Origin of the sequence: Cellulomonas cellasea (genome assembly GCF_006538745.1) — a bacterium.
Classification (GTDB): Bacteria; Actinomycetota; Actinomycetes; order Actinomycetales; family Cellulomonadaceae; genus Cellulomonas_A; species Cellulomonas_A cellasea.
Genome location: NZ_BJLR01000001.1, coordinates 69,021 through 92,851, shown reverse-complemented (window position 1 = coordinate 92,851; position 23,831 = coordinate 69,021). Strand labels below are relative to the sequence as shown.

At 73.8% G+C, this 23,831-nt stretch carries 23 protein-coding genes, 1 tRNA gene and 1 pseudogene; 13 read left to right on the top strand and 12 right to left on the bottom strand.

Annotated features, from left to right (window positions below; all coding sequences use genetic code 11):
• Positions 1-76 precede the first annotated feature (76 nt).
• Positions 77-340 carry a mycoredoxin gene (locus CCE01nite_RS00420; RefSeq protein WP_034633633.1) on the bottom strand — a complete coding sequence of 88 codons (264 nt, stop codon included), beginning with the start codon at positions 338-340 and terminating at the stop codon, positions 77-79.
• A gap of 312 nt (positions 341-652) precedes the next feature.
• On the opposite strand from CCE01nite_RS00420, the gene CCE01nite_RS00415 reads away from it, so the two are divergent.
• Entirely contained in the window at positions 653-2,719 is a 2,067-nt protein-coding gene (locus CCE01nite_RS00415; protein WP_034633627.1) for an ATP-dependent DNA helicase UvrD2, read from the top strand.
• A 124-nt stretch (positions 2,720-2,843) separates the two neighbouring features.
• Here CCE01nite_RS00415 and CCE01nite_RS00410 read toward each other — a convergent pair whose 3' ends face one another.
• Positions 2,844-3,827 carry a prenyltransferase/squalene oxidase repeat-containing protein gene (locus CCE01nite_RS00410; protein WP_034633622.1) on the bottom strand — a complete coding sequence of 328 codons (984 nt, stop codon included), beginning with the start codon at positions 3,825-3,827 and terminating at the stop codon, positions 2,844-2,846.
• A 290-nt stretch (positions 3,828-4,117) separates the two neighbouring features.
• Between CCE01nite_RS00410 and CCE01nite_RS00405 the strand changes: the two genes are divergently transcribed.
• Entirely contained in the window at positions 4,118-4,312 is a 195-nt protein-coding gene (locus CCE01nite_RS00405) for a hypothetical protein (protein WP_141371831.1), read from the top strand.
• 130 nt (positions 4,313-4,442) lie between these two features.
• Here CCE01nite_RS00405 and CCE01nite_RS22565 read toward each other — a convergent pair whose 3' ends face one another.
• Entirely contained in the window at positions 4,443-4,577 is a 135-nt protein-coding gene (locus tag CCE01nite_RS22565) for a hypothetical protein (RefSeq protein ID WP_281282360.1), read from the bottom strand.
• On the opposite strand from CCE01nite_RS22565, the pseudogene CCE01nite_RS22560 reads away from it, so the two are divergent.
• Positions 4,561-4,665, top strand: a pseudogene (locus tag CCE01nite_RS22560) (WhiB family transcriptional regulator); the annotation flags it as partial. The gene CCE01nite_RS22565 and the pseudogene CCE01nite_RS22560 overlap by 17 nt on opposite strands.
• A 167-nt stretch (positions 4,666-4,832) precedes the next feature.
• Here CCE01nite_RS22560 and CCE01nite_RS00395 read toward each other — a convergent pair.
• Complete coding sequence (locus CCE01nite_RS00395) at positions 4,833-5,966, bottom strand: ThiF family adenylyltransferase (protein ID WP_141371830.1); 1,134 nt, start codon at positions 5,964-5,966, stop codon at positions 4,833-4,835.
• 165 nt (positions 5,967-6,131) lie between these two features.
• Positions 6,132-6,290 (bottom strand): DUF5679 domain-containing protein, encoded by a 159-nt coding sequence (locus tag CCE01nite_RS00390; RefSeq protein WP_141371829.1) that lies wholly within the window; start codon positions 6,288-6,290, stop codon positions 6,132-6,134.
• 583 nt (positions 6,291-6,873) lie between these two features.
• Between CCE01nite_RS00390 and CCE01nite_RS00385 the strand changes: the two genes are divergently transcribed.
• Positions 6,874-7,497, top strand: coding sequence for a YgjP-like metallopeptidase domain-containing protein (locus tag CCE01nite_RS00385; protein WP_034630513.1), 624 nt, complete (start codon positions 6,874-6,876; stop codon positions 7,495-7,497).
• A 97-nt stretch (positions 7,498-7,594) separates the two neighbouring features.
• Here CCE01nite_RS00385 and CCE01nite_RS00380 read toward each other — a convergent pair whose 3' ends face one another.
• Positions 7,595-9,016, bottom strand: coding sequence for a zinc-dependent metalloprotease (locus CCE01nite_RS00380; protein ID WP_034630507.1), 1,422 nt, complete (start codon positions 9,014-9,016; stop codon positions 7,595-7,597).
• 129 nt (positions 9,017-9,145) lie between these two features.
• On the opposite strand from CCE01nite_RS00380, the gene CCE01nite_RS00375 reads away from it, so the two are divergent.
• A complete protein-coding gene (locus CCE01nite_RS00375) occupies positions 9,146-10,210 on the top strand; it encodes an NAD(P)H-binding protein (protein ID WP_141371828.1) in 1,065 nt (354 codons plus the stop codon).
• Positions 10,211-10,217: 7 nt separating this feature from the next.
• Positions 10,218-11,495, top strand: a complete 1,278-nt coding sequence (locus tag CCE01nite_RS00370) for a YlbL family protein (protein WP_246056235.1) — start codon at positions 10,218-10,220, stop codon at positions 11,493-11,495.
• A 61-nt stretch (positions 11,496-11,556) separates the two neighbouring features.
• On the opposite strand, the gene CCE01nite_RS00365 is transcribed toward CCE01nite_RS00370, so the two are convergent.
• Positions 11,557-12,129, bottom strand: coding sequence for a PPA1309 family protein (locus CCE01nite_RS00365; protein WP_034630520.1), 573 nt, complete (start codon positions 12,127-12,129; stop codon positions 11,557-11,559).
• Positions 12,130-12,226: 97 nt separating this feature from the next.
• Here CCE01nite_RS00365 and CCE01nite_RS00360 point away from each other — a divergent pair, with 97 nt between their 5' ends.
• From CCE01nite_RS00360 to CCE01nite_RS00350, 3 genes are all read left to right on the top strand, one after another.
• Positions 12,227-15,229 carry a UPF0182 family membrane protein gene (locus tag CCE01nite_RS00360; RefSeq protein WP_034630524.1) on the top strand — a complete coding sequence of 1,001 codons (3,003 nt, stop codon included), beginning with the start codon at positions 12,227-12,229 and terminating at the stop codon, positions 15,227-15,229.
• Between the two features lie 166 nt (positions 15,230-15,395).
• A complete protein-coding gene (locus CCE01nite_RS00355) occupies positions 15,396-15,875 on the top strand; it encodes a VOC family protein (RefSeq protein WP_034630527.1) in 480 nt (159 codons plus the stop codon).
• A 51-nt stretch (positions 15,876-15,926) separates the two neighbouring features.
• Positions 15,927-16,000: transfer RNA gene (locus tag CCE01nite_RS00350), tRNA-Met, on the top strand.
• Positions 16,001-16,549: 549 nt separating this feature from the next.
• On the opposite strand, the gene CCE01nite_RS00345 is transcribed toward CCE01nite_RS00350, so the two are convergent.
• The 4 genes from CCE01nite_RS00345 to CCE01nite_RS21120 form a co-directional block, all read right to left on the bottom strand.
• Positions 16,550-17,230, bottom strand: coding sequence for a GAF and ANTAR domain-containing protein (locus CCE01nite_RS00345; protein WP_034630530.1), 681 nt, complete (start codon positions 17,228-17,230; stop codon positions 16,550-16,552).
• Positions 17,231-17,232: 2 nt separating this feature from the next.
• Entirely contained in the window at positions 17,233-18,018 is a 786-nt protein-coding gene (locus CCE01nite_RS00340; protein WP_052104177.1) for a GAF and ANTAR domain-containing protein, read from the bottom strand.
• Positions 18,019-18,167: 149 nt separating this feature from the next.
• Positions 18,168-18,851, bottom strand: coding sequence for a GAF and ANTAR domain-containing protein (locus CCE01nite_RS00335; protein WP_141371827.1), 684 nt, complete (start codon positions 18,849-18,851; stop codon positions 18,168-18,170).
• Positions 18,852-19,197: 346 nt separating this feature from the next.
• Positions 19,198-19,626, bottom strand: coding sequence for a GAF domain-containing protein (locus tag CCE01nite_RS21120; protein ID WP_169744027.1), 429 nt, complete (start codon positions 19,624-19,626; stop codon positions 19,198-19,200).
• Positions 19,627-19,960: 334 nt separating this feature from the next.
• Here CCE01nite_RS21120 and CCE01nite_RS00325 point away from each other — a divergent pair, with 334 nt between their 5' ends.
• From CCE01nite_RS00325 to CCE01nite_RS00310, 4 genes are all read left to right on the top strand, one after another.
• Positions 19,961-20,440 carry an ATP-binding protein gene (locus CCE01nite_RS00325; RefSeq protein ID WP_084142719.1) on the top strand — a complete coding sequence of 160 codons (480 nt, stop codon included), beginning with the start codon at positions 19,961-19,963 and terminating at the stop codon, positions 20,438-20,440.
• A 393-nt stretch (positions 20,441-20,833) separates the two neighbouring features.
• A complete protein-coding gene (locus CCE01nite_RS00320; protein ID WP_052104178.1) occupies positions 20,834-21,835 on the top strand; it encodes an RNA polymerase subunit sigma-70 in 1,002 nt (333 codons plus the stop codon).
• A gap of 55 nt (positions 21,836-21,890) precedes the next feature.
• Positions 21,891-22,499, top strand: coding sequence for a maleylpyruvate isomerase family mycothiol-dependent enzyme (locus CCE01nite_RS00315; protein WP_034630551.1), 609 nt, complete (start codon positions 21,891-21,893; stop codon positions 22,497-22,499).
• The gene (locus CCE01nite_RS00310; protein WP_034630590.1) at positions 22,496-22,822 is read left to right on the top strand and encodes an MmcQ/YjbR family DNA-binding protein; all 327 of its coding nucleotides are present in this window, start codon (positions 22,496-22,498) and stop codon (positions 22,820-22,822) included. The genes CCE01nite_RS00315 and CCE01nite_RS00310 overlap by 4 nt, the downstream gene beginning before the upstream one ends.
• Before the next feature lie 188 nt (positions 22,823-23,010).
• Here CCE01nite_RS00310 and CCE01nite_RS00305 read toward each other — a convergent pair whose 3' ends face one another.
• Positions 23,011-23,799: an SDR family oxidoreductase gene (locus CCE01nite_RS00305; RefSeq protein WP_084142720.1), complete on the bottom strand. Its 789-nt coding sequence runs from the start codon at positions 23,797-23,799 to the stop codon at positions 23,011-23,013.
• Positions 23,800-23,831: the final 32 nt, after the last annotated feature.

The window sequence follows — 23,831 nt, the reverse complement described above, 5'->3', positions numbered from 1 at the left end:
GGGCTGGTGCCCGCCGCGCCGGGTGCCGGGTCCGCGGCCCCGGTGCGTCACCGGGGCCGCAGGGTCCCGCCGGTGCTCAGGCCCCCAGGCGGGCCTTGACGTCGGCGAGCGACGGGTTGGTCGCGGCGGAGCCGTCGGGGAACACGACGGTGGGGACGGTCTGGTTGCCGCCGTTGACCTGCTCGACGAACGCCGCGGCGTCGGGCTGCTCCTCGATGTTGACCTCGGTGTAGCCGATGCCCGCCGAGTCCAGCTGCGTCTTGAGCCGGCGGCAGTAGCCGCACCACGTCGTCGAGTACATCGTGATCGAGCCGGCGTCGGGAAGCGTCTGGGTGCTCATGCGTCCTTCTCTCGTGCGGTGTCGCGGCGACCGGGTGGGCCGCGGGCGAGGTCTGACGTGCGTCGTCGCCGGGTCCAACGCCCGGGACGGCCGAACTCTTCCGCCGTCGTCGCCGGGTCGCAAACGCGGCCGTGGCGCGAGGGCGGACCGGGTTGGCAGCACCGCCGGGCGACCGGTGGGCGGCGACCGGTGGGCCGGGTCCGCTGGGCGCCCGCGCCGCCGGGCGATCGGGAGGCCGGGTCGTGCTGCCGCCGGACGACCGGTGGACCGGGCCGCGTCGCCTGTCGGCGCGGGCTGAGACAATCGACCACGATGTCCGCCGACTCCCTCCTCGATGCCCTCGACCCCGACCAGCGCGCCGTCGCCCTCGCGCTCACCGGGCCGGTGTGCGTGCTCGCGGGCGCCGGCACGGGCAAGACGCGCGCGATCACGCACCGCATCGCGTACGGCGTGCGGACCGGCGTCTACCGCCCGACGACCGTCCTCGCGGTCACGTTCACCGCGCGCGCGGCGGGCGAGATGCGCACGCGGCTGCGCGAGCTCGGCGTCGCGGGGGTCCAGGCCCGCACGTTCCACGCCGCGGCGCTGCGCCAGCTCGGGTACTTCTGGCCCAAGGTCGTCGGGGGAGCGCCCCCGCGGATCCTCGAGCACAAGGCCCCGGCCGTCGCCGACGCGGCGCACCGCCTGGGCCTGTCGGTCGACCGGGTGGCGATCCGCGACCTGTCCTCGGAGGTCGAGTGGGCCAAGGTCTCGCTCGTGACCGCCGACGACTACGTGCGCGCCACCGCCGCGATCGACCGCCCGGCGCCCGCCGGCTACGACCGTCAGGCCGTCGCGCGCCTCATCGCCGCGTACGAGGACGCGAAGACCGAGCGCGGGGTCATCGACTTCGAGGACGTCCTGCTCATGCTCGCGGACATGCTCGCGGGGCGCGACGACGTGGCCGAGCAGGTGCGCATGCAGTATCGGCACTTCGTGGTCGACGAGTACCAGGACGTGTCCCCGCTCCAGCAGTTCCTGCTCGACCAGTGGCTCGGGGGCCGCCAGGAGCTGTGCGTCGTCGGCGACCCGAGCCAGACCATCTACTCGTTCACCGGCGCGACCCCGCACCACCTGCTCACGTTCACCGCGTCGCACCCCAAGGCGCAGGTCGTCCGGCTCGTGCGCGACTACCGCTCGACGCCTCAGGTCGTCACGCTCGCGAATCGCCTGCTCGCGCCCAAGCACGCGCCCGGCTCGGCGGCCCGTCGCCGGGGCCCGGCCGCGCCGCTCGAGCTGATCGCGCAGCGCCCGCCGGGTCCGCCGGTGACCTACACCGCGTACGACGACGACGAGGCGGAGGCCGCGGGGATCGCCGAGCGCGCCGGGCGGCTCGTCGCCGCGGGCACCCGCCCCAGCGAGATCGCGGTGCTGTACCGGACGAACGCGCAGTCGGAGGCGTTCGAGCAGGCGTTCGCCGCCGCCGGCATCGGCTACCTCGTGCGCGGTGGCGAGCGGTTCTTCGCCCGCCGCGAGGTCCGGGACGCGCTCGTCCTGCTGCGCGGCGCGGGTCGCGCGGTCGACGCCGACGCCGCGATGCCCGACGTCGTGCGCGACGTGCTGCTCTCCGCCGGCTGGGCCCCCGAGCCCCCCGCGACGCGCGGCGCCGCCCGGGAGCGTTGGGAGTCGATGCAGGCGCTCGTCGCGCTCGCGGACGACCTCGAGGCCGCGGCGCAGGAGAAGGAGGGCCACGCGACGCTCGCGGACCTCGTGGCCGAGCTCGACGAGCGCGCCGCGGCCCAGCACGCGCCGACCGTCGAGGGCGTCACGCTCGCGTCGCTGCACGCGGCCAAGGGCCTGGAGTGGGATGCGGTGTTCCTCGCCGGGCTCAGCGAGGGGCTCATGCCGATCTCCCTCGCGGAGACCGACGCGTCGATCGCGGAGGAGCGGCGGCTGCTCTACGTCGGCATCACGCGCGCCCGCGAGCACCTCGCTCTCTCGTACGCGCGCGCCCGCAATCCCGGCGGCCGCGCCTCCCGCCGCCGGACCCGGTTCCTCGACGGCCTGTGGCCGCAGGAGGAGCGGCGCGGCGGAGGTCCGCGGACGCCGGACCGGTACCGCGCACCCGAGCCCGGTCCGCGCCGGACGATCTCCGGGGACGTCGACGGCGAGATCTACGCGCGCCTGCGCGAGTGGCGCGCGTCCGTGGCCCTCGAGACATCCCGCCCGGCGTACACCGTGCTCGTCGACACGACGCTCGAGTCGATCGCCGAGCTGCGCCCGGCCTCGATCGCGGAGCTCGCGCGCATCAACGGGATCGGCCCGGCGAAGATCGACCGGTACGGCGCGACGCTCCTGTCGATCGTCGCGTCCGGCTCGTCACGCGCCACGAGCGCGTAGACCGACACGCGCGCGCCGGGCGAAGGGAGCGCCGCGCGCCGGGCGACGAGCGCGCCAGACGACGAGCGCGCCAGACGACGCGCGCGCGGGGCAGAGCCCGACAGCGCTCGGCCGGTCGGCCGGCTCAGCCGGACTCGTCCACCCGAGCCTCGTCCCACCACGCCAGCACCCGCGAGCCGTAGAACGTCAGCCACCGCGACGGCTCGCCGGTCGGCACGTCGACGTCGAACCACACCCGCCCGGGCTGCACGACCCCCTGGAGCCACGTCCCGTCGGCCTGCCGGGCGACCCGGACCAGATCGACGGCGTCGGCGAGCCGGGGGTCGGGCGGGACGCCGTCGTGCAGCGCGGCGGCCCGGACGTGGTCGAGCGCCCGCAGCGCGCTGTACGCCCACCGGAACGGGTACGCGAACCGCGTCGCCCACGGCCCGACGAGCTCCCCGGTCGACGCGGTGTACAGCAGCCGGCGCTCGAGCAGGTACTCCTCGCCCGCGTGCCGCGCGGCCCGCAGCGCGTCGGTCCCCCCGGTCGCGACCTCGTACGCGAGCAGCCCGCGCAGCGAGCTGAGCGTCGAGTGGAACGAGGACCGCATCGAGCCTTCGACCCACGCGCAGTTCCAGCCCCCGTCGGGCTGGCGGTGCTCGACGAACCACGCCGCGAGGCGGGACACGTCGACGCCCAGCCAGGCGCCGTTCGCGAGCGTCTGGCCGTTGATGCAGCAGTCGACCTCGCCGTCCCAGTACGGCAGGTCGTCGTACTCCCAGCGGCAGTGGCGCTCGAGCAGCTCCGCGGTGCCGTCCAGCGCTGCCGCGTCGACCCCCCACTCGCGCAGCGCGGTGAGCGACCACGTCGTCGCGACCCACGGCTGCCCCTCCTCGGCCGAGGGGTCGATGCCCTCGACGGGTGCGGGGAAGTAGGCGCCACCGGCCCACTGGCCGTCGGGGTCCTGCAGCGCGAGCAGCCGGGCCCCGAACCCCTCGGTCGCGACGCGGGCGCGCGTCGCCTGCCACACCTCGGGCGGTGCGCCGGCGAGGTCGCGCTCGACCTGCCAGCGCAGCGCCGGGTCGGAGTCGAGCAGCCAGTCGAGGAGCGCGGTGCGGGGCGCCATGCCGGCACGCTACCGGCCGCCGGTGCCGGGTGGGACGTGGCCGCAGAAGGCTCCCTCCCTGGTGCCCGGAGGAGGTCCGCGCGCGTGCGCCGGAGCGGCTGGTCGGACCGGTTCGCGGGGTCTCGCCCCGGTTCTCGCGACGGCCGTCCGGAGGCCGGAAGAAACTTCTCGAAATCACCTGGAATATTCGGTTGTGTGCCTCTGACGGGCACCCCTAGGGTGAGACACGTCCTTGTAGGAGGGCTGCGCCGAAGAGGCCCGGCCGGTGATGAGAGGTGGTGGGAGATCTGATGGAGAGCACAACCGTCGTGAATCGGCAGTCGACGTTCGCGATCACCTTCGTCCCGCGCACCCTCGCGCCCATCTCCGCATGGCTCGAGGGGACAGCTGTGCCCATGGCCGGCTCCCAGGGAATCGGCGGCGATCACAAGCGCACGTACCGCCGTCGCCCGCTGAACCACCCCGACTTCGCACCAGGAACTTGATGGTCTGACGACCGTCTTCCAGGCCGCGGAGTCCACTCGGATCCGCGGCCCTCGTCTTTTCTCCCGATGTCGGGGGAGCGGCGCAGGCACCGGTGATCCGGAAACCAGCACACGCTCACCAGCAAGGACATCAGGAGGACATCGTGCGGCTCACGACGCTGCTCGACACGGTGAACCAGGGCGGATCCGGCCCGTGGCCCCCGAGCCCGGTCATCACGACGGACGAGAACAACCAGCAGTTCGACCAGATGGTCGCGGGCCTCATCCCGTGCCGCTCGAACGACCCCGAGCTCTGGTTCGCGGAGCAGACCGCCCAGGTCGAGCTCGCCAAGGCCCTGTGCCGGGAGTGCCCCCTCGTCGAGGGGTGCCTCGCGGGCGCGGTCGAGCGGGCCGAGCCGTGGGGGGGTCTGGGGTGGAGAGGTCTTCGTCGGCGGCGTGGTCGTCGCGACGAAGCGGGGCCGGGGTCGGCCCCGGAAGTCTGCCGCTCCGGCGGCATGACGGCTCGCCGGGCCCGTGACGATCAGCGCCCCGCGCGGGCGAGGGTCGGGACGGGAGTCGGGGGGAGGGCGGTGCACCCGCAGTCGGGGTGCACCGCCCAGGGCCTCAGGCGCGGCATGAGGTCCGGCATCGCGATCTCGTAGGCCGCGCCGCGGGTGCGCGGCGTCCCTCCGTCGAGGTGGGTGAGCGTCTCGGCGGCGGCCAGTGCGGCGCCCAGCCCCGCGAGCGCGACGGGCTCGCCCGGCGGACCGCTCGAGGTCGGCGGTCGGCACACGAGCTGGGCGGCGACGAGCGGCCAGGCCGGGTCGACGTCACCTCGGTGCAGGTCGAGGCAGCGCAGGCACGCCGAGCCACCGCCCGGCGGGCCGGCCGGTCCCGTGCCGTGGTCGGCCGTCGCGGCGGCACCCCCGCGGCGTCCGTCGCCCGCGCCCACGGGCACCACCAGGGGGCCGACGAGCGCGTCGCCCTCCCGGACGACGACCGACAGGTGCGGCAGGCCCGCGGTCACGAGCCGCAGCGCCGTCTCGGGGCTCGCCGCCCCGTGCTCGACGAGCACCACGACGTCCGGTGCCGTCCCCGGGGCCGCGTCGCAGCGGATCTCCGGGGAGACGTCCCGCAGCACGCGCGTCGCCGTCCCGAGCCGCGCGGACCCCACGTCCCCCATCCGGTACCCGCCCGGGCCGACGTCCGACGACCGCACGACCCCGTCGTCGTCGAGCAGGACCGTCCCGACGCCCGCGGCCGCGAGCGTCGTCGCCACGCCGAGCCCGAGGCGCCCGAGCCCGTGCACGCCGACCACCGCCGAGCGGCGCGCGTCGACCTGCGCGGCACCGTCCCCGTCGGGCCGCAGCAGCGTCCACGCCGCGACGTCCGCGCCCGCGCCGGCCCGCACCGTCGGGCTGCGGCCAGCCGACGTGCTCGTGACCTGGGCGTCGACCAGGAGAGCCACGAGCTGCTCGGCACGCGCGCGGTCGAGTCCCCGGTCGAGGGCCCAGGTGGCCCAGCGGTCGAGCTCGGGCACGGACTCGAGCTCCTGCAGCAGCTCGACCTCCCCGGCGGCGAGCCCCGTGAGGCGGACAGCCCACCGCGGGTCGGTCCCAACCTGCAGCTCGTCCGGGCCCCGCCGCAGGACGCGCAGGTGTGGGCGCAACCGCATGAGCGACCCCTCTCGGCCGTGCGTGCGCCGGCCCGACGCCGACGACCCGATGCCGCACAGCGTGGCACCGGCCGCCGCCGTTCCGCGGCTGTCCACAGGCCCGGACGCGCGCGAGGCGCCGTCCGACCGGACGGCGCCTCGAGGCGTGCGGTGCCTGGGTGGGGCTCAGGCCTTGCCGAGGATGCGGTTGAGCTTGGTGCCGCACACGGGGCACACGCCCTTGGCCATCTTGCGGCCGGACTCCGAGACGACGACGTCGCCCTCGGCCTGGCGCTTCTCCTTGCACTTCACGCAGTAGAACTCGCCCTTGTAGGTCTCGGCCATGACAGGTCTCCTCGCGTCTGCGGACATCGGGCGCGTCCGTCGGCCCGGCGGCCCGGTCGAGATGAGGGGAGCCGCCCCGACCTGAGCGAGCCCCACAGTAATCGCGGCGGCCCTGCGGGGGGCGGCGACGGGCTCGACTCGCCGTAATGGAGGCCCGGAAGGGAACCGTGCCCCCCCGTTCGGGGGACGTGCGGCGCCGGCGGGCGGTCGCCGGCGGGCGGGGACTCGGCGCGCCGGCCTCGTGGTGCGTCGGCGCGCCGGCCAGACGGCGTCGCACGCGCCACGGCGAGGTGGGCGCATCCCGTGGGCCCGAGCCGATAGCGTGCACGGCGTGGAGCGGCGCCGCGAGCACCCGGCCGAGGGCGCCTCCGCCATGCCCGCAGGAACCGGGCCGGGGCAGTCGGCCCGGCCGCGTCGGGCTGCGCCGGCCGGGGCCGCCCGCCGGACGAGGTCCGAGCCCGCCGCCGGCACGTCCGCCGAGCCGGGGTCGCGTGCCAGCCGCACACCCTCCTCGCGCGCCCGCTCGGCCGCGCCGCGCACCGCCGACGCGCCGCCCGAGCACACGCCCGTCGGCCCCGTCGAGGTGCGCCGCTCGCGCAACCGTGTGCGCACGGTGACCGCCTACCGCGACGGCGACCGCACGATCATCGCGATCCCCGCGCGCTTCACGCGTGCGCAGGAGCGCGAGTGGGTCCAGCGCATGGTGACCCGGCTGGAGCGGCAGGAGCGCCGGCGGCGGCCGTCGGACGTGCAGCTCGCCGAGCGTGCCGCCGGGCTCTCGGCGCGCTACCTCGCCGGACGGGCGCGTCCGGCGAGCGTCACGTGGTCGAGCAACCAGGGCCGGCGATGGGGCTCGTGCACGCCGCTCGACGGGACCATCCGGATCTCCGACCGGCTGCAGGGCATGCCCGGCTGGGTGCTCGACTACGTGCTGCTGCACGAGCTGGTGCACCTCCTGCACGCCGGTCACGGGCCGGACTTCTGGGCCGAGCTCGACGCGTACCCGCGCACGGACCGCGCGCGGGGCTTCCTCGAGGGCGTCGCGTACGGGCACGAGCGCGCGCGCACGGGCCAGCAGCCGACGCTCGGCGGGGACGTGGACGACGAGTCGGAGGACGACCCGACCGGCGGGGACGACGACGCGGGGCTCGACGGCACCGGGCTCGACGAGGTCGACGAGGTCGCGGCGGACCGCCCGGAGCGGTGACGTCGCGACCCGCGGACCGCCCGGAGGGGTGACGCGCCGGGTGCCCGGCCGACCGCGCCCACGTACCCGCGGCTTGGGTGCCGGGCGCTCCCTGCGGTCAGCCCTGCGGCTTCTCCGGCTCCTCGCCGAGGATCTCCGCGAGCGCGCGGTCGACGTCCGCCGCCGCGTCGCTGGCCGTCTGGCGCCGCGCCGCGTACCCGTTCGGGTCGTCGAGGTCCTCGTCGGTCGGCAGCAGGTCGGGGTGGTCCCACACGGCGTCGCGCGCCTCGGGTCCGCCGTCGGCCGTGATGCGGGCCCACAGCGCCGCGGCGTCGCGCGACCGGCGGGGGCGCAGCTCGAGGCCGACGAGCGTCGCGAACGTCTGCTCGGCGGGTCCGCCCGCGGCGCGGCGCCGGCGGATCATCTCGCGCAGCGCAACGGCGTGCGGCAGGTGGGGGAGGGCCGCGACGGACGTGACCTCGTCGACCCAGCCCTCGACGAGCGCGAGGGCGGTCTCGAGCCGGCCGAGCACGGCCTTCTGCTCGTCCGTCGTGTGCGGGTTGAAGACACCGCCCGAGAGCGCGGACTGCAGCGCCGACATGTCGGTCGGGTCGATCGAGGCGACGGCCTCCTCGAGCTGGTCGAGGTCGACCGTGATGCCGCGGGCGTACGCCTCGACGGCGCCGAGCAGGTGCGCGCGCAGCCAGGCGACGTGCGTGAACAGCCGGGCGTGCGCGGCCTCGCGGAGCGCGAGGTAGAGGCGGACCTCCTCGAGCGGTGCGTCGAGCCCGGCGGCGAACGCCTCGACGTTCGAGGGGACGAGCGCGGTCGAGGGTTCCCGGACGAGCGGCAGGCCGATGTCGGTGATCCCGAAGACCTCGCGCGAGAGCGTCCCGGCGGCCTGGCCGACCTGCATCCCGAACACCGCGGCGCCGAGGGTGCGCACGAGCTGGGCGGGGTCGGTCGGGGTGCCGGGCACGAGCATCCCCGGGGGCAGCCCCTGCGCGTCGAGGTCCTCGGGCATCTGCTCGGCGAGGGCGCCGGCGAGCGCGGTCGTGAGCGACGACGCGACGGGCTCGGTGAGCGTGCGCCACGTCGGCAGGGTCTGCTCGACCCACTCGGAGCGGCTCCACGCACGGACCGGACCGCCCGCGGGGGGCAGGTCGGTCGCGGCGTCGAGCCACAGCTCGGCGACCGACAGCGCGTCGCTGACCTGCTTCGCCTGGAGCGCGGTCAGCGACGGGTCGCCCTCGGTCACCGCGGCCTGGCGGGCCACGTCGTGCGCGATGTCCCAGTTGACCGGCCCCTCGCCCGAGGACGCGAGCAGGCGGCGGACCTGGTCGAGGACCTGGCCGAGCAGCCGGGGGTCGTCGGGGAGCCCCGAGGCCGCCGCCATCGCCGCCGGGTCCATGCCCTGCGCGCGGAGCTGGGCGAGCGCCTCCTCGGCGTCCGGTCCGAACATCTGGCGCAGGATCTCGTCCCACGGCGCAGGGGTGTCCTCGCCGTCGGGGGACGATCCGGCGGGGCGGTCGGTGCTCATCGGCGTGCTCCTGGGACGATGTGCCGGCGGGAGGCAGGCGGTGTCCCACGGTAACCACAGAGCAGAGGCGACGAGATGGTGCAGCGCGAGGTTCGCTCAGGGCGCAGTGGTGCGCGCGGCGGGGACGCGGTGCCGGGCGAGCTCGTCGTCGTGGGCGTCGGACCGGTCGCGACGGCGCTCGACGGCTGGCTGTCCGCGAACGGCCCGCGGGTGGTCCGGCGGCTCGACGCGGTGCCCGAGCAGGAGCCGCACGCGGCGCTCGCGGGCGCCGAGGTCGTGGTGCTCGTCGCGCACGGCGGGGACCTCCAGGCGGCGTGGGCCGTGCCCGCCGAGGAGCGGCGCGCCGAGGCGGTCGCGCACGCGGCGCGCGTGGTCTCGGCGGCGCGCGAGGCGGGCGTGCGGCACCTCGTCGCGGTGTCGTCGGCGATGGTGCACGGGGCTGCCCCGGACCGTCCGACGATCCACGACGGCGACCCGATCCTGGGGCACGGCAGCGGGGCCGGGCGCTCGCTGCGCCGGACGGGCGAGGCGCCGGACGACGGGCTGCGCGACGGCGTCGTCGGCGACCTGCTCGCGGTCGAGGCGGTGCTCGCGCGCGCGGCCCGGCGCCGGTCGCCGCTCGTGACGGTCCTGCGCCCGGCCGCGCTCGTCGGGCCCGGGCTCGACACGCTCCTGACCCGGCACTTCGAGGCGCCGCGCCTGCTCACGGTCCGGGGCGTGGAGCGGTGCTGGCAGTTCGTGCACGTCGACGACCTCGCGTCGGCCGTCGCGACCGCCGTCGACGCGCGGCTCACCGGCCCGCTGACCGTCGGCGCCGCCGACGAGCTGAGCGCGCGCGAGGTCGAGGCCGCGGCGGGGATGCGGCGCGTCGAGCTCGCAGCCGCCACGGCGTTCGGCACCGCGGAGCGCCTGCACCGGGTCGGCGTCCTGCCCGCACCCGGCGCCGAGCTCGCGTATGCGGTGTACCCGTGGTCGGTCGCGAGCGACGGGCTGCGCGCGGCCGGCTGGGAGGCGCGATGGACCACCGCGGAGTGCCTCGACGTGCTGCTGGTCGCGGTGCAGGGTCGCATCGCGCTCGCGGGCCGGCGCTTCGGCGCGCGCGACGCGGCGGCCCTCGGCGCGGCGGGTGCGGCGGTCGCGCTGATCGGGACCGCCGCCGTCCTGAAGCAGGCGCGCGGCCGGCGTAGGGGATGATCGGGGGGTGCCCGACGAGAACCTCCCCGCCCACGCCCGGACCTCCGGGTACCCGAGCCGTGCCGCCGCGAGCGACGGCGCCGAGGCCCGCGGCGGCGTGGCGGGCGATGACCTGACGCGTGCCGCCGGCCAGCACGACGGGTCGTCCGCCGCCGGGGGACCCGTCGCGGTGGACGCGCCGGGCGCGCCCGGCGCCGACGACGACCCGACGCCCGTCTCGCCGCGCAACGTCACGCTCTCCGTCGCGATGCTCGGGACCGCCGTGCTGCTCGGGGGCCTTGTCGTGCTGCCCGCGCCCTACGCGGTGAGCTCGCCCGGCCCGACCCGGGACACGCTCGGCGAGCAGTCCGGGACGCCGCTCATCTCGATCGAGGGCGCGGAGACCTTCCCCGCGACGGGCGAGCTGCTGCTCACCACCGTCTCCACGACCGGCGGCCCCGGCTACCCGTCGAACGTCGTCGACGTGCTGCGCGGCTGGTGGGACCCGCTGACCGCGGTCCGCCCGGTCGAGGAGGTCTTCCCGCCCGACGTCTCGCAGGACAGCCTCAAGGAGCAGAACCAGGCCGCGATGGTCTCGTCGCAGGAGAACGCGACCGTCGCCGCGCTCGAGGAGCTCGGGCACGAGGTCCCCGCGACGCTGAGCGTGGCCGGCGCCGAGGAGGGCAGCGGGTCCGACGGCGTCGTCGAGGAGGGCGACGTGCTGGCGTCGCTCGACGGGACGACGCTGACGTCGTTCACGCAGCTCACCGACCTGCTCCGGGAGATCGAGCCGGGCACGACCGTGCGGCTCGGCGTCGTGCGCGCGGACGAGGACCGCGAGCTCGAGATCGTGACCGGGGAGCGCGAGGGCGGCGGGAGCCGGCTCGGCGTGCTCGTCGACCCGCAGTTCGAGCTGCCCGTGATCGACCCGGAGATCGGCGAGCCCGTCGAGGTCACGATCCAGATCGAGGACATCGGCGGGCCCAGCGCCGGCACGATGTTCGCGCTCGGGATCATCGACCGGCTGACCCCGGAGGACGAGGCGCAGGGCGCCGTGATCGCGGGGACCGGCACCATGGACGCGTCGGGCGAGGTCGGGCCCATCGGCGGCATCCAGCAGAAGCTCGGCGGCGCGGTGCGCGACGGCGCCACCTGGTTCCTGGCGCCCGAGGGCAACTGCGACGAGGTCGTCGGGCACGTGCCGGACGGGCTGCGCGTGGTGTCCGTGGCGACGCTGCACGACGCGCGCGAGGCGGTCGTCGCGATCGGCGCCGGCGAGACGGACGACCTGCCGGCCTGCTCCTGACGGGACCGGCGCCGCCGGGCCGCCGCTGCTGCGCGGCCCGCCGCGGCGGGACGCGCGCGGCTCAGTGCAGGGTCGCGACCACGGCCTCGACGAGCCCGGGCACGAGGTCCGGCCCCTGGCCGACGGAGTCGTCGCTGTCGTTGCTGCGGCTGCGGACCGCGCACCAGCTCGTGCCGTCGCGCAGCGCGCCCACCGCGATCCGCACGTCCTGCCGGTCGGGGTGCGCCATGAGGTAGGCGAGCGCCTCGTCGGGGTCGGTCGGGACGCCCTCCTCTGCGGCCGGCGGCAGCACGACGCGCTCGACGGTGACCGCCGCGCCGTCGACCCCCGCGGGCCACTCGATCCCGGCGAGGAGCTGCTCGAGGTCCGTCGCGCCCGGCAGGTCCTCCTGCTCGACCGACGTCAGGTGGTGCTCGTCGTGCCGGGCGAGCGCGACGACGGCGGGCGGCAGCTGCGCGGCGAGGCCGGGCTCGGCGGCGAGCGCCGCGGCGGTGCGCACCAGCGCGAAGACCCGCACCGGGCCGTCCCAGCCGCCTGTCGCGACGTGCCGCTCGATCTCGCGGACGGCCTCGGCCAGGCTCGCGCGCGCCGACGGGGGTGACAGGGGCAGGATGGGCTCGTCCACGTCCGACATCGTCCCATCCGTACCCGCTCCCACGGGAACCCCGGGCAGCGGCGGGACGTTCACGGACTGTGCCCCAGCTGTCACCGATGACGAGGACCCTGACCCCGTGACCTTCGCGAACCCCACCGCCCGCCGACCCAGCCCGCGGCCACCCGGTCGACGGCGCGGCCCGCTCGGACCGACCCTCGTCGTGCTCGGCGTGATCGTCGTGCTCGTCCTGATCCTCGCGCAGGTCTGGACCGAGGTCCTCTGGTTCGACCAGCTCGGCTACGTCGGCGTCCTGCGCACCGAGTGGGGCACGCGCGCCGTGCTCTTCGCGCTCGGCTTCCTGCTCATGGCCGGGGGCGTCGCGGCGAGCCTGAGCTTCGCGTACCGCTCGCGGCCCATCTACGCGCCGTCGACGCAGGAGCAGGCGAGCCTCGACCAGTACCGCGAGGCCATCGAGCCGCTGCGCCGCCTCGTCATGGTCGCCGGCCCGGCGGTGCTCGGGCTGTTCGCCGGCGGCGCGGCGTCGCAGCAGTGGAGCACGGTCCAGCTCTGGATGAACGCCGTCCCGTTCGGCGAGAAGGACCCCGAGTACGGGCTCGACATCGGGTTCTACGTGTTCACGCTGCCCGGCCTGCGGTTCGTCGTGTCGTTCCTCATGGCGGTCGTCGTGCTCTCGGCGATCGGCGGCATCGCGACCCAGTACCTGTACGGCGGGATCCGCGTCGGCGGACCGGCGGGCGCACCCCGGACCACGCCGTCCGCGCGCATCCACCTGTCGATCCTCGGCGCGGCGCTCATGCTCCTCATCGGGGCGAACTACTGGCTCGACCGCTACTCGGTGCTGACGCGCGAGGGCAGCCGGTTCGAGGGCGCCAGCTACACCGACGTCAACGCGGTGATCCCGTCGAAGGCGATCCTCGCCGGCGTCGCGGTGTTCGTCGCGATCCTGTTCGTCATCACCGCGGTGCGCGGCAACTGGCGGTTGCCGGCCATCGGCCTCGGGCTCATGGTCGTCGCCGCGGTCGCGGTGGGCGGTGTCTACCCCGCGGTCGTCCAGCGCTTCCAGGTCACGCCGAACCAGCAGGACGCGGAGGCTCCGTACATCCAGCGCAACATCGACGCGACCCTCAAGGCGTTCGACCTCGAGGACGTCGCCGTCCAGCCGTACGAGGCGAACGTCACCGCCGAGGCGGGCCAGCTCCGTGCGGACACCGACACGACGGCGTCGATCCGCCTGCTCGACCCGCAGATCGTCAGCCCGTCGTTCCGGCAGCTGCAGCAGAACAAGGGCTACTACAGCTTCGCGGACACCCTCGCCGTCGACCGGTACGAGATCGAGGGCGAGAGCCAGGACACCGTGATCGCCGTCCGCGAGCTCGCGCTCGACGGGCTGAGCGAGGGCCAGCGCAACTGGACCAACGACCACACCGTCTACACGCACGGGTTCGGGGTCGTCGCGGCGTACGGCAACACGACGGCCGCCGGTGGGCGTCCCGCGTTCTGGGAGCAGGGCATCCCCTCCTCCGGCCAGATGGGCGAGTACGAGGAGCGCATCTACTTCAGCCCGGAGTCGCCGCTGTACTCGATCGTCGGTGCGCCCGACGGTGCCCGCGACTGGGAGCTGGACTACCCGGACGACGAGTCCGGCGGCCAGGTCAACACCTCGTTCCCGACCGACGAGGTGTCCGCGGGACCCGAGATCGGCGACCCGCTCACCAAGCTGCTCTACGCGCTCAAGTTCGGCTCGCAGGAGATCCTCTTCTCGGAGCGCGTGACGTCCGAGTCGCAGATCCTCTACGACCGCGACCCGCGCACGCGCGTCGAGAAGGTCGCGCCGTACCTGACGATCGACGGCCGGCAGTACCCCGCGGTCGTGGACGGTCGGGTCGTGTGGGTCATCGACGGGTACACGACGAGCGACGGCTACCCCTACGCCGCGTCGCGCGCGCTCGACGACGCGACGATCGACTCGGTCACGCAGCGTTCCGAGAGCATCGACGCGCTGCTGCCGCAGACCGTCAACTACATCCGCAACTCGGTCAAGGCGACCGTGGACGCGTACGACGGCACGGTGAACCTCTACGCGTGGGACACCGAGGACCCGGTGCTGCAGGCGTGGCAGGACGTGTTCCCGTCGAGCCTCAAGCCGGTCTCGGAGATCAGCGGGGACCTCATGAGCCACCTGCGCTACCCCGAGGACCTGTTCAAGGTGCAGCGCAACCTGCTCACGCGGTACCACGTGACCGAGGCCGAGGAGTTCTTCTCGGGCGGTGACTTCTGGGCCAACCCGAACGACCCGACGCTTGGTGACGCCCAGGTGCCGCAGCCGCCGTACTACCTGACGCTCAAGATGCCCGACCAGGAGCGCGCGACCTTCTCGCTCATGTCGACGTTCATCCCGGCCTCAGGTGGGACGACGAACGCGCGCAACGTGCTCAGCGGCTTCCTCGCGGTCGACGCGGAGGCCGGTGACCAGGCGGGCGAGCCGGCGGAGGGCTATGGCCAGCTGCGGCTGCTCGAGCTGCCCCGCGACTCGACGGTCCCCGGACCGGGTCAGGTGAACAACAACTTCGACTCGAACCCGACGGTCTCGACGGAGCTCAACCTGCTCGCGCAGCAGAACTCCACGGTGGTGCGCGGCAACCTCCTGACGCTGCCCGTCGGCGGCGGCCTGCTGTACGTGCAGCCGGTCTACGTGCAGTCGTCCGCAGGGACGCGGTTCCCGCTGCTGCAGAAGGTCCTCGTGGCGTTCGGTGACGAGATCGGGTTCGCGAACACGCTCGACGAGGCGCTCGACCAGGTCTTCGACGGGGACGCCGGGGCCGAGGGCGGCGACGCCGGGACGGACCCGGGCGCCGACACCGGGACGGACCCGGGCACCGACACGGGGACGGACCCGGGCACCGACACCGGCGCCGAGCCGGACACCGGGGGCGGCACCGGGGGCGGCGCGGCCGACGCCCGCACACGCCTCGACACCGCGCTGACCGAGGCGCGCGAGGCGATCGAACGGGGCGAGGCGGCGCTCGCTGCGGGCGACTTCGCGGCGTACGGCGAGGCGCAGGACGCCCTCGACGCCGCCCTGGCGGACGCCATCGCGGCGGAAGCAGAGCTCGACTGACGCCCTGAGCGACGCGACGAGGGGCCCGGGCCGGTGCGGTCCGGGCCCTTCGTCGTGGCCGGGCAGCGGCGAGGTCGACCGATGAGTCCGGGGACGCGTCGGGGTCTGCACGGGGGAGGCCTCACACCCACCTGCACCGACCCGCACCGACCAGGAGGTACCCGAGATGGGCGCCGTACGACCGCACCTGTGGTTCCACGACCGCGCCGAGGAGGCCGCGGAGTTCTACGCGAAGACGATCCCGAACACGACGATCACGAGCGTCGTGACGGCTCCGCCCGGGATCCCCGACGTGCCCGAGGGCGCGCCGTTCATCGTCGAGCTCGTGATCGACGGGATGCCCGCGACGTTCCTCAACGCCGGCCCCGCGTTCACGCTCGACGAGGCGTTCTCGTTCTACCTCACGTGCGAGGACCAGGCCGAGGTCGACCGCTACTGGGAGGAGCTCTCCGCGGACGGTGGACGCACCAGCCAGTGCGGGTGGCTGCGCGACCGGTTCGGCGTCTCGTGGCAGGTCGTCCCGCGCCAGCTCGACGACGTCATGTCCCGGCCCGACGCGGCTGGTGTCGCGCGCGCCACGGCGGCCCTGATGGGGATGCAGAAGATCGACGTCGCGGCGCTCGAGGCGGCGTACTCGGGCACGTGACCAGGACCGATTTGGTCCCTCCGCGGCGGTGACGTACTCTAGAGACACCGACGCGGGGTGGAGCAGCTCGGTAGCTCGCTGGGCTCATAACCCAGAGGTCGCAGGTTCAAATCCTGCCCCCGCTACATGTGAAGTAGCAGTTCAGAGGCCCTCTCGATCTTCGGATCGAGGGGGCCTCTGGCGTTGATGCGGACAGGATGTGGGCAGCGGACGCAGCCGGACATCTGCGGACGCGAGCGAGGTGGGGCGCACGCGCCCTTCGCGCCGGGCGGGGCGACCCAACCCCAAGGTGGCCGCTCAGCGCTGCGATCGTGCCGGCCAGGGGGCTCCGGGAAGTCCGCGCTGGCTGCAGACCGTCCGGCGCCTGGCGGCGGCACTCGGGCGGGATGCGGAGGCAGACATCACCAGTGCGCCGATGCTGCGGACGGAGCGAGCCGGCCGCCTCGAGGTGCTCAGGTTCGGTTCCCGAGGGCCGGATCGCGTCGTCGTCGGCCGATCAACCAGGTCGAGATCGTGCGTTCAGGACGCCGTCGGCACCTGCGTGCACTCAGACGATCCTTCAGGCGCATCTCACAGGACGTGGCGTGCCAAAGCCTGTTCGAGACCTCCCGCGGGGCAGTCGGGCGCAGCCTCGAGCGCAGCAGCGCCTCGCCCCCTCCGCGGCTCCTGAGCGGTCAGGTGGTGTTGAGAAGTGTGCGAGCGAGGGTCAGGGGGTCGATGCCAGCGCGCTGAGCGGCTTCGTGAAGGTGCTGGCGGGCGCGGTCGGGCTCGAGGCCCTGTTCGGCGGTGAGGTAGCCGACGGCCTGTTCGACGAGGTCGAACTCGCGCAGAGATCGAGGGCCGTCCGCGGCGTATGCCCGCGTGCGGAACGGCAGGTCGCCGTTCGTCACGGCGGCGTCGATTCCGGGTCCGACCACCTCGCGCAGGGACTCGAGGTTGCCGTTGAACGCATGGGGGTCGGCGGCGTAGAGGTTGATCGACCCGTGCCCGCCCGCGACGGACACAGGCAGGGACAAGCTGCTGCGGACGTTCTCGGCTGCGGCGGCCACGGCGAACTGCTGCCAGCGGTCCTCGTCGAGCACGTCCTCGACGGTGAGCTCGATGCCGTCGAGCGCGGTCTGGACGCAGGGTCCGCTGGTCGTGTACTGCACGCCGTCCAGGGCCGAGGCCTGTGGGGACGTGGACGCGAGGGTGAAGACCAGGTTGGCGTCAGCGATGCTCAGGCTGATCCCGACGCAGGAGGGCACGACCTCCGCGACGTGCTCGGCCATCCGCCGCAGCTTCGCCTCGAGGTCGGTCCCGCCTGAGGTACGCAGCTCGCGCAGCAGTTCGGCGGTCTCGGGTACCGGTTCCATCGTCAGCGGGGAGGGCTGGTGGTCGGCTGGGCTCGGCGTGCGTCAGGCGCCGTCGAGCGCGGGGCGAACTCGGCCGGCTCGACGGCCGGGATGCCGGTGATGCCCTCGATGAGAGCGGCGGCCACGTCGCGGAGCTTGACGTTGCGGTTCTGGGAAGCCCCGCGAAGGATCTGGAACGCCTCGTCGGCGGAGCAGCGGTTCTGGGCCATGATCACGCCCATCGCCTGGTCGATGATGGCCCGAGAGGCCAGCGCCGCCTTGAGGTCGTCGTTGACCTGGGCCTGGGCCGCCGAGCGCAACAGCAGGCGCAGGGTACGGGCGAGCTCGTCGGCGTACGTCTCGGCCCGGGCGAGCGCCTCGGCGTCCCACGCCGCCGGTGCCTCGGAGTACAGGTTCAGCGCGATGGCCACATCGTCGGCGACCTTCCGGGGGAGGGCTGCAGCTGACCTGAATCCGGCCTCCTCGGCCACCTCGCGCCATGCCGGCCAACGCTGCTCGGTGGTGATCTCGTGGACGACGATCCGCTCACCGGTCTCGATCGCGGCCAGGCACGGGCCCTCGCCGGCGGTGTACTCCACCTCGTCGCACCGTGCGGCTCGTTCGTCGCTGCTGGCGACTCCGGTGCTGTGCCCGCGGCGCCGCAGGGTGATCCCGACGTGGGACCCGTCCGCGATGTGATGTTCGGCCGCTCGCGCGACGGCGGTCGTGAACTCCTCCACGCTCGCCGTCGCCAGGACCAGCTCCTGCAGCTCGATGATGGCCTCGGCACGTTCAGCCAACCGGTCCACTCGACCATTCCCTTCGTCGTGTAGCCGCGGGGCGTCAACATCTCCCGCGGAGCTTGCGCGACCAGGGCCGGGTCCGAGCCAGGCCCTGCTCTCCGTCAGGTCCACGGTCGAGGCGTACCCCCAGCGCTGGGTTCTCCTCGTGGGGTCGGTCAGTCACTCGGGCGGTTCGGTGTGGGAAGGGCGTCGACGTCCGCAGAAGGTTCGAGGCTGCGCAACACCAGGACGGCGGCCTGCTCCAGGCTCAGGTCGCCTTCGATGCTCATGCGCGAGAGCACCTCGGAGACCTCCTGCGGGGTGCTGGCGTTGGCGTGCATGAGGACTCCGACGGCATGGTCGAGCAGCGCCCGGGCGTCCAGCGCCCGGCGCACCTCGCGGTCGAGCGTCGGTACCGGCTCGGTCAGCCGGGCACGGAGCGCGACAGCCACCGCCTGGACGTGCGCGTCGGCGTCCAGCAACGCCTGGGCATCCCACGGGTCCGGTTCGCCGGAGTACAGGTTCAGCGTGACCGCGACCCCGGGGCGGACGTGGGCCGGCATCGCCACCGCGGACACGAAGCCCTCCGCCAGCGCCTGGTCACGCCACTGCGCCCACGCGTCCCCGTCGTCAGGGATGCGCGGCACGAGCACCGCATGCAGCTGATCCATCGCCTGCACGCACGGACCGGTCCCGGTGCGGGCCTCGACCTGGTCGCAACGCGCCGCGGGCTCGTCGCTGCTCGCCGCCCGCACGACGGCACCCTGGTAGGTGAAGGTGATGCTCGTCTGGGTGTGCTGCCCGAAGTGGGTAGCGGCCTGCACCGCCAGCTCGTGCAGGTACGGGGACAGCTCGCCCACGAGGAGCCGGCCCTTCCGACGGCTGCGCCGCCCGTGCACCGGTGACGCGCGACACTCGGTAGGCCGCGATGAGAACCATCGACCCCTCTACAGTCTCACATCGAGCTTCGGGACGGTCCAGGTACCTGACCGCCGCCGTCGGCAGGAACGGTCCACCTCGGACGCCGTGGCGGTCGAGGCGCTCACCCACGCCACACACGGTCCGCGTCGCACCTGGCCGGTCGGGCCGTGCTGGACCGCCCGAGCCGGCGACATCAGAGCAACGCTCCCCACCACACGTGCCAGCCCGCAGGGCGCGGCGTTCACCTGAGTTCCCTCAGGTGTGTGCCTGCAGTGCGGCTGGGCGTCAGGTGCTTGCGTGGTGCAGGGCGGCGGCGAGCTCCTGGACGTAGAGGTCGACCTGGACGACGTCGTGGGAGGTCCATGTGGCGGGGCGCGCACTGTAGGCGTTGAGCGCCACGGTGGTGGTCTCGTCGACGTATCCCGGAAGCGCCAGGAAGGAGCGGAACCCCTGGTCTCGGGCGGCCTGGTTCCAGGTCGGCCATCGGGTGTCGGTGTCGAGGTCGTCGACGACCACGGCGTGCAGCTGGTCGATCGCGGTGACGCAGGGCCCCGAACCCTCGCGCACCTCGACCTGATCACACGCCGCGGCGCCCGGGTCGTTGCTCGCCACCTGATCCAGACGGGAGCCTCTGCGCAGCATCACGCTGCACCGGAAGCCCTCACCGAGCCTGGTCACGGCTCGAGCGGCGAACTGGTCGAGGGTCGCTTGCATGGGGTCCACCGACTCGTTTCCGGCGCCTGGCGCCAAGGCCGGTGACGGGCACCCTGCTGGGTGGTGGTCGACCAACGACCCCTCACTGTCCCACCCCGCGGCGCCCACCCTCACCAACTGAGCCGCGCACTTCCTGCGCTCTGAGCGGATCCCCGCGACCGGCAGGGACCGCTCGGAGCGCCAGGGGCGACCACCGCGAGAGCCCGCTCGGACCGCCACTTCCCCCGATGGCGTGTGATGCTGGTCGGACACCGTCGTCAGCCTCCCTTGACTCCCGACGGTCGCGCCCGAATGCGAACACACGCCCGGACGCGACGGGACCCGAGGAGAGCGCATGACCACCCACTCGTTGGACGAGCACGTGCTGCTCCACGACGTCCCCTCGGGCCGGGCGCAGTGGACCCACGAGCAGATCGGCCCGGCGGGCCTGCTCGTCGTCGCGAAAGAGCTGCGGATGCCCGCCCACCGCGGTGCGGTGTGGGTAGCCCGGCACTGGACGAGCGACCGTGCCGAGGACTGGGGGATCAGCTCGGAGATCCAGGCGGTCCTGGCACTGCTCACCAGCGAGCTGGTCGGGAACGCGATCGTCCACGCCCTCGGCGGGGAGATCGAGGTCCGGATGAGCCTCGCCCTCACCGGACTGACCGTCGCGGTGTCCGACTCGAGCCAGGACTCGCCACAGATTCGGGACCCCGACCCGCAGACCCCTGGCGGCCTGGGCCTGCCGCTCGTCGACATGATGTCCGCGTCCTGGGGTCACCACCCGCGCCCAGCCCGCCCGGGCAAGACCGTGTGGTTCCGCCTGGTTGTGTAGAGACCACCCCCCCACGCAGCCCACCCTCGCAGCGCGGACTCATATCGTGACGACGAGCCGCGAGCGCGATGGTGGTCGCGAGCCCGAGCACGCCGCACACGGCTGCGGTGCGCACCCAGGCGCGCGCTGACATAGCTTCTCCTCATGTTCTGAGCGTTCGGGATCGCCAGGCCGCGAATCCGGGGTCGTGGAGCGACCCGAGAAGCAGAGTGCGCGCTGCCGCGCCTGGTGCGGACGCGACACTGCCTTCCGACTCGGCGGCCAGAGCCCTCAGGTCCAGCAGAACCCGCAGGTCGAGCTCGGGCGTTGACTGCGACACCTACGGCGCCCCCGGCTGCCCGACGGCGCCCGGGGCCGCCAGCTGCGGTCCTGAGGTCGTGCGAGGGTGGCCGCATGGGAACGACCACACCTGGAGCGGCGCAAGCGGTGGACCCCGGTATCCCTTTCGGGGAGCGGCTTGAAGCGCTCCGTACGCCGCTGACGGGGTACTGCTATGGATTGCTGGGATCGGCCGCAGATGCCGACGACGCCGTTCAGGAGACCCTGATCCGGGCGGCCGCCCGAGCGGACCGGTATGAGCCCGACCGCGCGCGGCTGACCACGTGGGTCCACCGCATCGCGACCAACGTCTGCCTCGACATGCTGCGAGGTTCGCGGCGCCGGGCTGTGCCGATGGACCTCGGCCCGGCCGCAGGGAACGCCGACCTCGGCCCTGCCTTGCCTGCTGACCGGTGGGTGGAGCCGATGCCGGACGCGCGGGTGCTGCTGGCGTCCGACCCGGCCGACCGAGTCGTCGAGCGTGAGAGCGTGCGGTTCGCCTTCATCGTGCTGCTGCAGCGGCTGCCTGCTCGGCAGCGGGCCGTCCTGGTCCTGCGCGACGTCCTGGGCTTCTCGGGCCACGAGAGCGCGGACATCCTCGATACCTCGGTGGCCGCCGTCCACAGTGCGCTCCAGCGTGCTCGTGCCGCGTTGGACATGGCGCGCACCGAGCCCGTGGACGTGCTGGATCCGAATGACGAAGCCCAGCGAGACCTCCTACGACGGTACGTCGCTGCCTTCGAGGCCCACGACGTCGCAGCACTGACCGCGATCCTGCGCGAGGACGCGATCACGTCCATGCCGCCGTTCCCGTGGTGGCTGCGCGGTGGTGCGCTCATCGCCGAGCTCATGACCACGAGCGATGCGTGTGCGGGCGACCGGCTCCTCCCCACAGCGATCAACGGCGCTCCCGGCTTCGGTCAGTACCGCCCAGCCGCCGACGGAGTGCTCCGACCGTTCGCCCTGGTGCTCGTCGACGTCGTGCGGGGCCAGGTAGCGGCGACGACGACGTTCCTCGGTACAGGTGCTCGGTTCAGCGAGTTCGGGCTACCCACATCGCTGCCATCGGACCGATGAATCCTGGGCCGTTCGGTCGTAGAAGCAGCGAACCCCGTCCCCGACCGAAAGGGTCATGATGCTGCTCGAGAACCTGGCCGCCGAGAGCTTCGCCGAGCGGGAACGGCTCGCCACGCTGCTCGCCACCCTCGATGGCGAGCAGTGGACTGCCGCGTCCCTGTGCGCGGGGTGGCGCGTGCGCGAGGTCGTCGCCCACCTCACCATGCCGTACCGCGCCAGCCCACCGCGGTTCCTCGCCGGGCTCGTACGGGCCAGGTTCTCGTTCGACCGGTACGCCGACCAGGACGCTCGCAGGACGACACTGCGGATGACTGACGCCGAGCTTCTCGACCTGTTCCGCGCGAACATCGAACACCCGTGGCAGCCCCCCGGCGGCGGCCCGGCCGGAGCACTGAGTCACGACGTCAGCCACGGCCTCGACATCACCGAGCCGCTGGGGCTCCCCGGCCCGCCGGCACACCGCATCGCTCACGTGCTCGACCACGCGAGGCCCCGTCACCTGAAGTACTTCGGCGTCGACCTGCGAGGCGTCCGCCTCGATGCCTCGGACGCTGACGTCAGCGTCGGCGAGGGAACGACTCAGATCCGCACCATGCCGGCGAAGGACATCCTCTTGGTCGTCACCGGACGCGTGGCGCTCACCGAGGCAGGAGCACCGTCGTGACGACGGTGGCGCAACTGCGGAAGGCCGCGCTGGACCTGCCTGAGGTCGAGGAAGGCACGCACTTCGGGATGGTGTCGTTCTCGATACGCGGCCGAGGGTTCGCCGCGGTCACCGAGGACGGTGCCGTCCAGCTCCACATGGACGACCAGGACGCCGAGCTCGGCCTAGCCGCTCATCCCACGGCCGAGCGACTCGTCAGGATGGGCCGCCCGATCGGCATTCGCGTGCCGTTGGCCGACGTGGGCGGTCAGGCCTTGAACGGCCTCGTGCACGCCGCGTGGCGCTCACGCGCGCCGAAACGCCTCGCCGAGCGCGCCGACTGAACCGATGCTGATGCTGATGTCGGCGTCGCCTCGCCCAATAGTGGCGGCGGTGCGATCTTTCGGACGAGGGCCGGTGTGCTGCTGTGCGTGGTCATGGGGTTCCTCGTCGTCGGTGACTCATCGGGTGCGTCCACGGGTGGTCCGGACCGGGGGAGGGCCACGATCTCCTCGCGGCCCTCCCCGCCGGCTCATACGGTCGGGACTGTGCCGCCGTCGATGACGTACTCGGCGCCGACGATGGCCGAGGCGCGGTCCGACACGAGGAACCCGACGAGGTCGGCGACCTCCTCGGGCTGGGCGAAGCGCCCCAGAGGAACCCCGCCGAGGGAGTCGTAGATCGTCTGCTCGGCGGCCTCGCGGGAGAGCCCGTTGCCCTCGGCGATCCGGTCGACGAACCGCTCGTAGGCCTCGGTCTCGATGCCGCCGGGACTGATCGCGTTGACCCGCACGCCGCGGGGTGCCAGCTCGTTGGCGAGGCCCTTGCCGTACGTGCGCAGCGCAGCCTTCGCCGCCGCGTAGGCCAGCGACGCGTCGTACTGCGGTAGCTCCCGCTGGATCGACGTGAAGTGCAGCACCACACCCGACCCGGCCCCGACCATCGCCGGCAGGAGGGACCGGTCGAGCCGCACCGCACCCAGGAGGTTCAGGTTCAGCTCGGTCATCCACTGCTCTTCGGTGATGACCGCGAACCCACCCGACGGCGTCGAGGCGCCCCCGACGACGTGCACCAGGATGTCGAGCGCGCCGACGGACTCGGCGATGCGGTCCGTCACGAGCTGCGCGCCGGCCACGGTCGAGGTATCTGCCTCGATGAACCTGTCGGGACGGTCGTACCCGTCAGGCATCGTCCGCGCCGTCGTCCACACGTCGGCGCCCATCTCCCGCAGGCGGGTGACGACGGCCTTGCCCGAACCCTTGGACCCGCCCGTGACGAGCGCGCGGCGGCCGTCGAGGCGGTCACGCTCCTTGCTGGACATCGTGTCTCTTTCCTCTGGCGGTCCGGTGGTTG

Coding starts and splice junctions, on each gene's coding strand:
- CCE01nite_RS00390 (WP_141371829.1), bottom strand. CDS start 6,290: ATGGCCGAGACCTACAAGGGCGAGTTCTACTGCGTGAAGTGCAAGGAG.
- CCE01nite_RS00325 (WP_084142719.1), top strand. CDS start 19,961: ATGACCACCCACTCGTTGGACGAGCACGTGCTGCTCCACGACGTCCCC.
- CCE01nite_RS00395 (WP_141371830.1), bottom strand. CDS start 5,966: ATGCGGTTGCGCCCACACCTGCGCGTCCTGCGGCGGGGCCCGGACGAG.
- CCE01nite_RS00305 (WP_084142720.1), bottom strand. CDS start 23,799: ATGTCCAGCAAGGAGCGTGACCGCCTCGACGGCCGCCGCGCGCTCGTC.
- CCE01nite_RS00410 (WP_034633622.1), bottom strand. CDS start 3,827: ATGGCGCCCCGCACCGCGCTCCTCGACTGGCTGCTCGACTCCGACCCG.
- CCE01nite_RS21120 (WP_169744027.1), bottom strand. CDS start 19,626: ATGCAAGCGACCCTCGACCAGTTCGCCGCTCGAGCCGTGACCAGGCTC.
- CCE01nite_RS00320 (WP_052104178.1), top strand. CDS start 20,834: ATGGGAACGACCACACCTGGAGCGGCGCAAGCGGTGGACCCCGGTATC.
- CCE01nite_RS00405 (WP_141371831.1), top strand. CDS start 4,118: ATGGAGAGCACAACCGTCGTGAATCGGCAGTCGACGTTCGCGATCACC.
- CCE01nite_RS00415 (WP_034633627.1), top strand. CDS start 653: ATGTCCGCCGACTCCCTCCTCGATGCCCTCGACCCCGACCAGCGCGCC.
- CCE01nite_RS22565 (WP_281282360.1), bottom strand. CDS start 4,577: ATGAGGCCCGCGACCATCTGGTCGAACTGCTGGTTGTTCTCGTCCGTC.
- CCE01nite_RS00380 (WP_034630507.1), bottom strand. CDS start 9,016: ATGAGCACCGACCGCCCCGCCGGATCGTCCCCCGACGGCGAGGACACC.
- CCE01nite_RS00420 (WP_034633633.1), bottom strand. CDS start 340: ATGAGCACCCAGACGCTTCCCGACGCCGGCTCGATCACGATGTACTCG.
- CCE01nite_RS00345 (WP_034630530.1), bottom strand. CDS start 17,230: ATGGAACCGGTACCCGAGACCGCCGAACTGCTGCGCGAGCTGCGTACC.
- CCE01nite_RS00365 (WP_034630520.1), bottom strand. CDS start 12,129: ATGTCGGACGTGGACGAGCCCATCCTGCCCCTGTCACCCCCGTCGGCG.
- CCE01nite_RS00315 (WP_034630551.1), top strand. CDS start 21,891: ATGATGCTGCTCGAGAACCTGGCCGCCGAGAGCTTCGCCGAGCGGGAA.
- CCE01nite_RS00355 (WP_034630527.1), top strand. CDS start 15,396: ATGGGCGCCGTACGACCGCACCTGTGGTTCCACGACCGCGCCGAGGAG.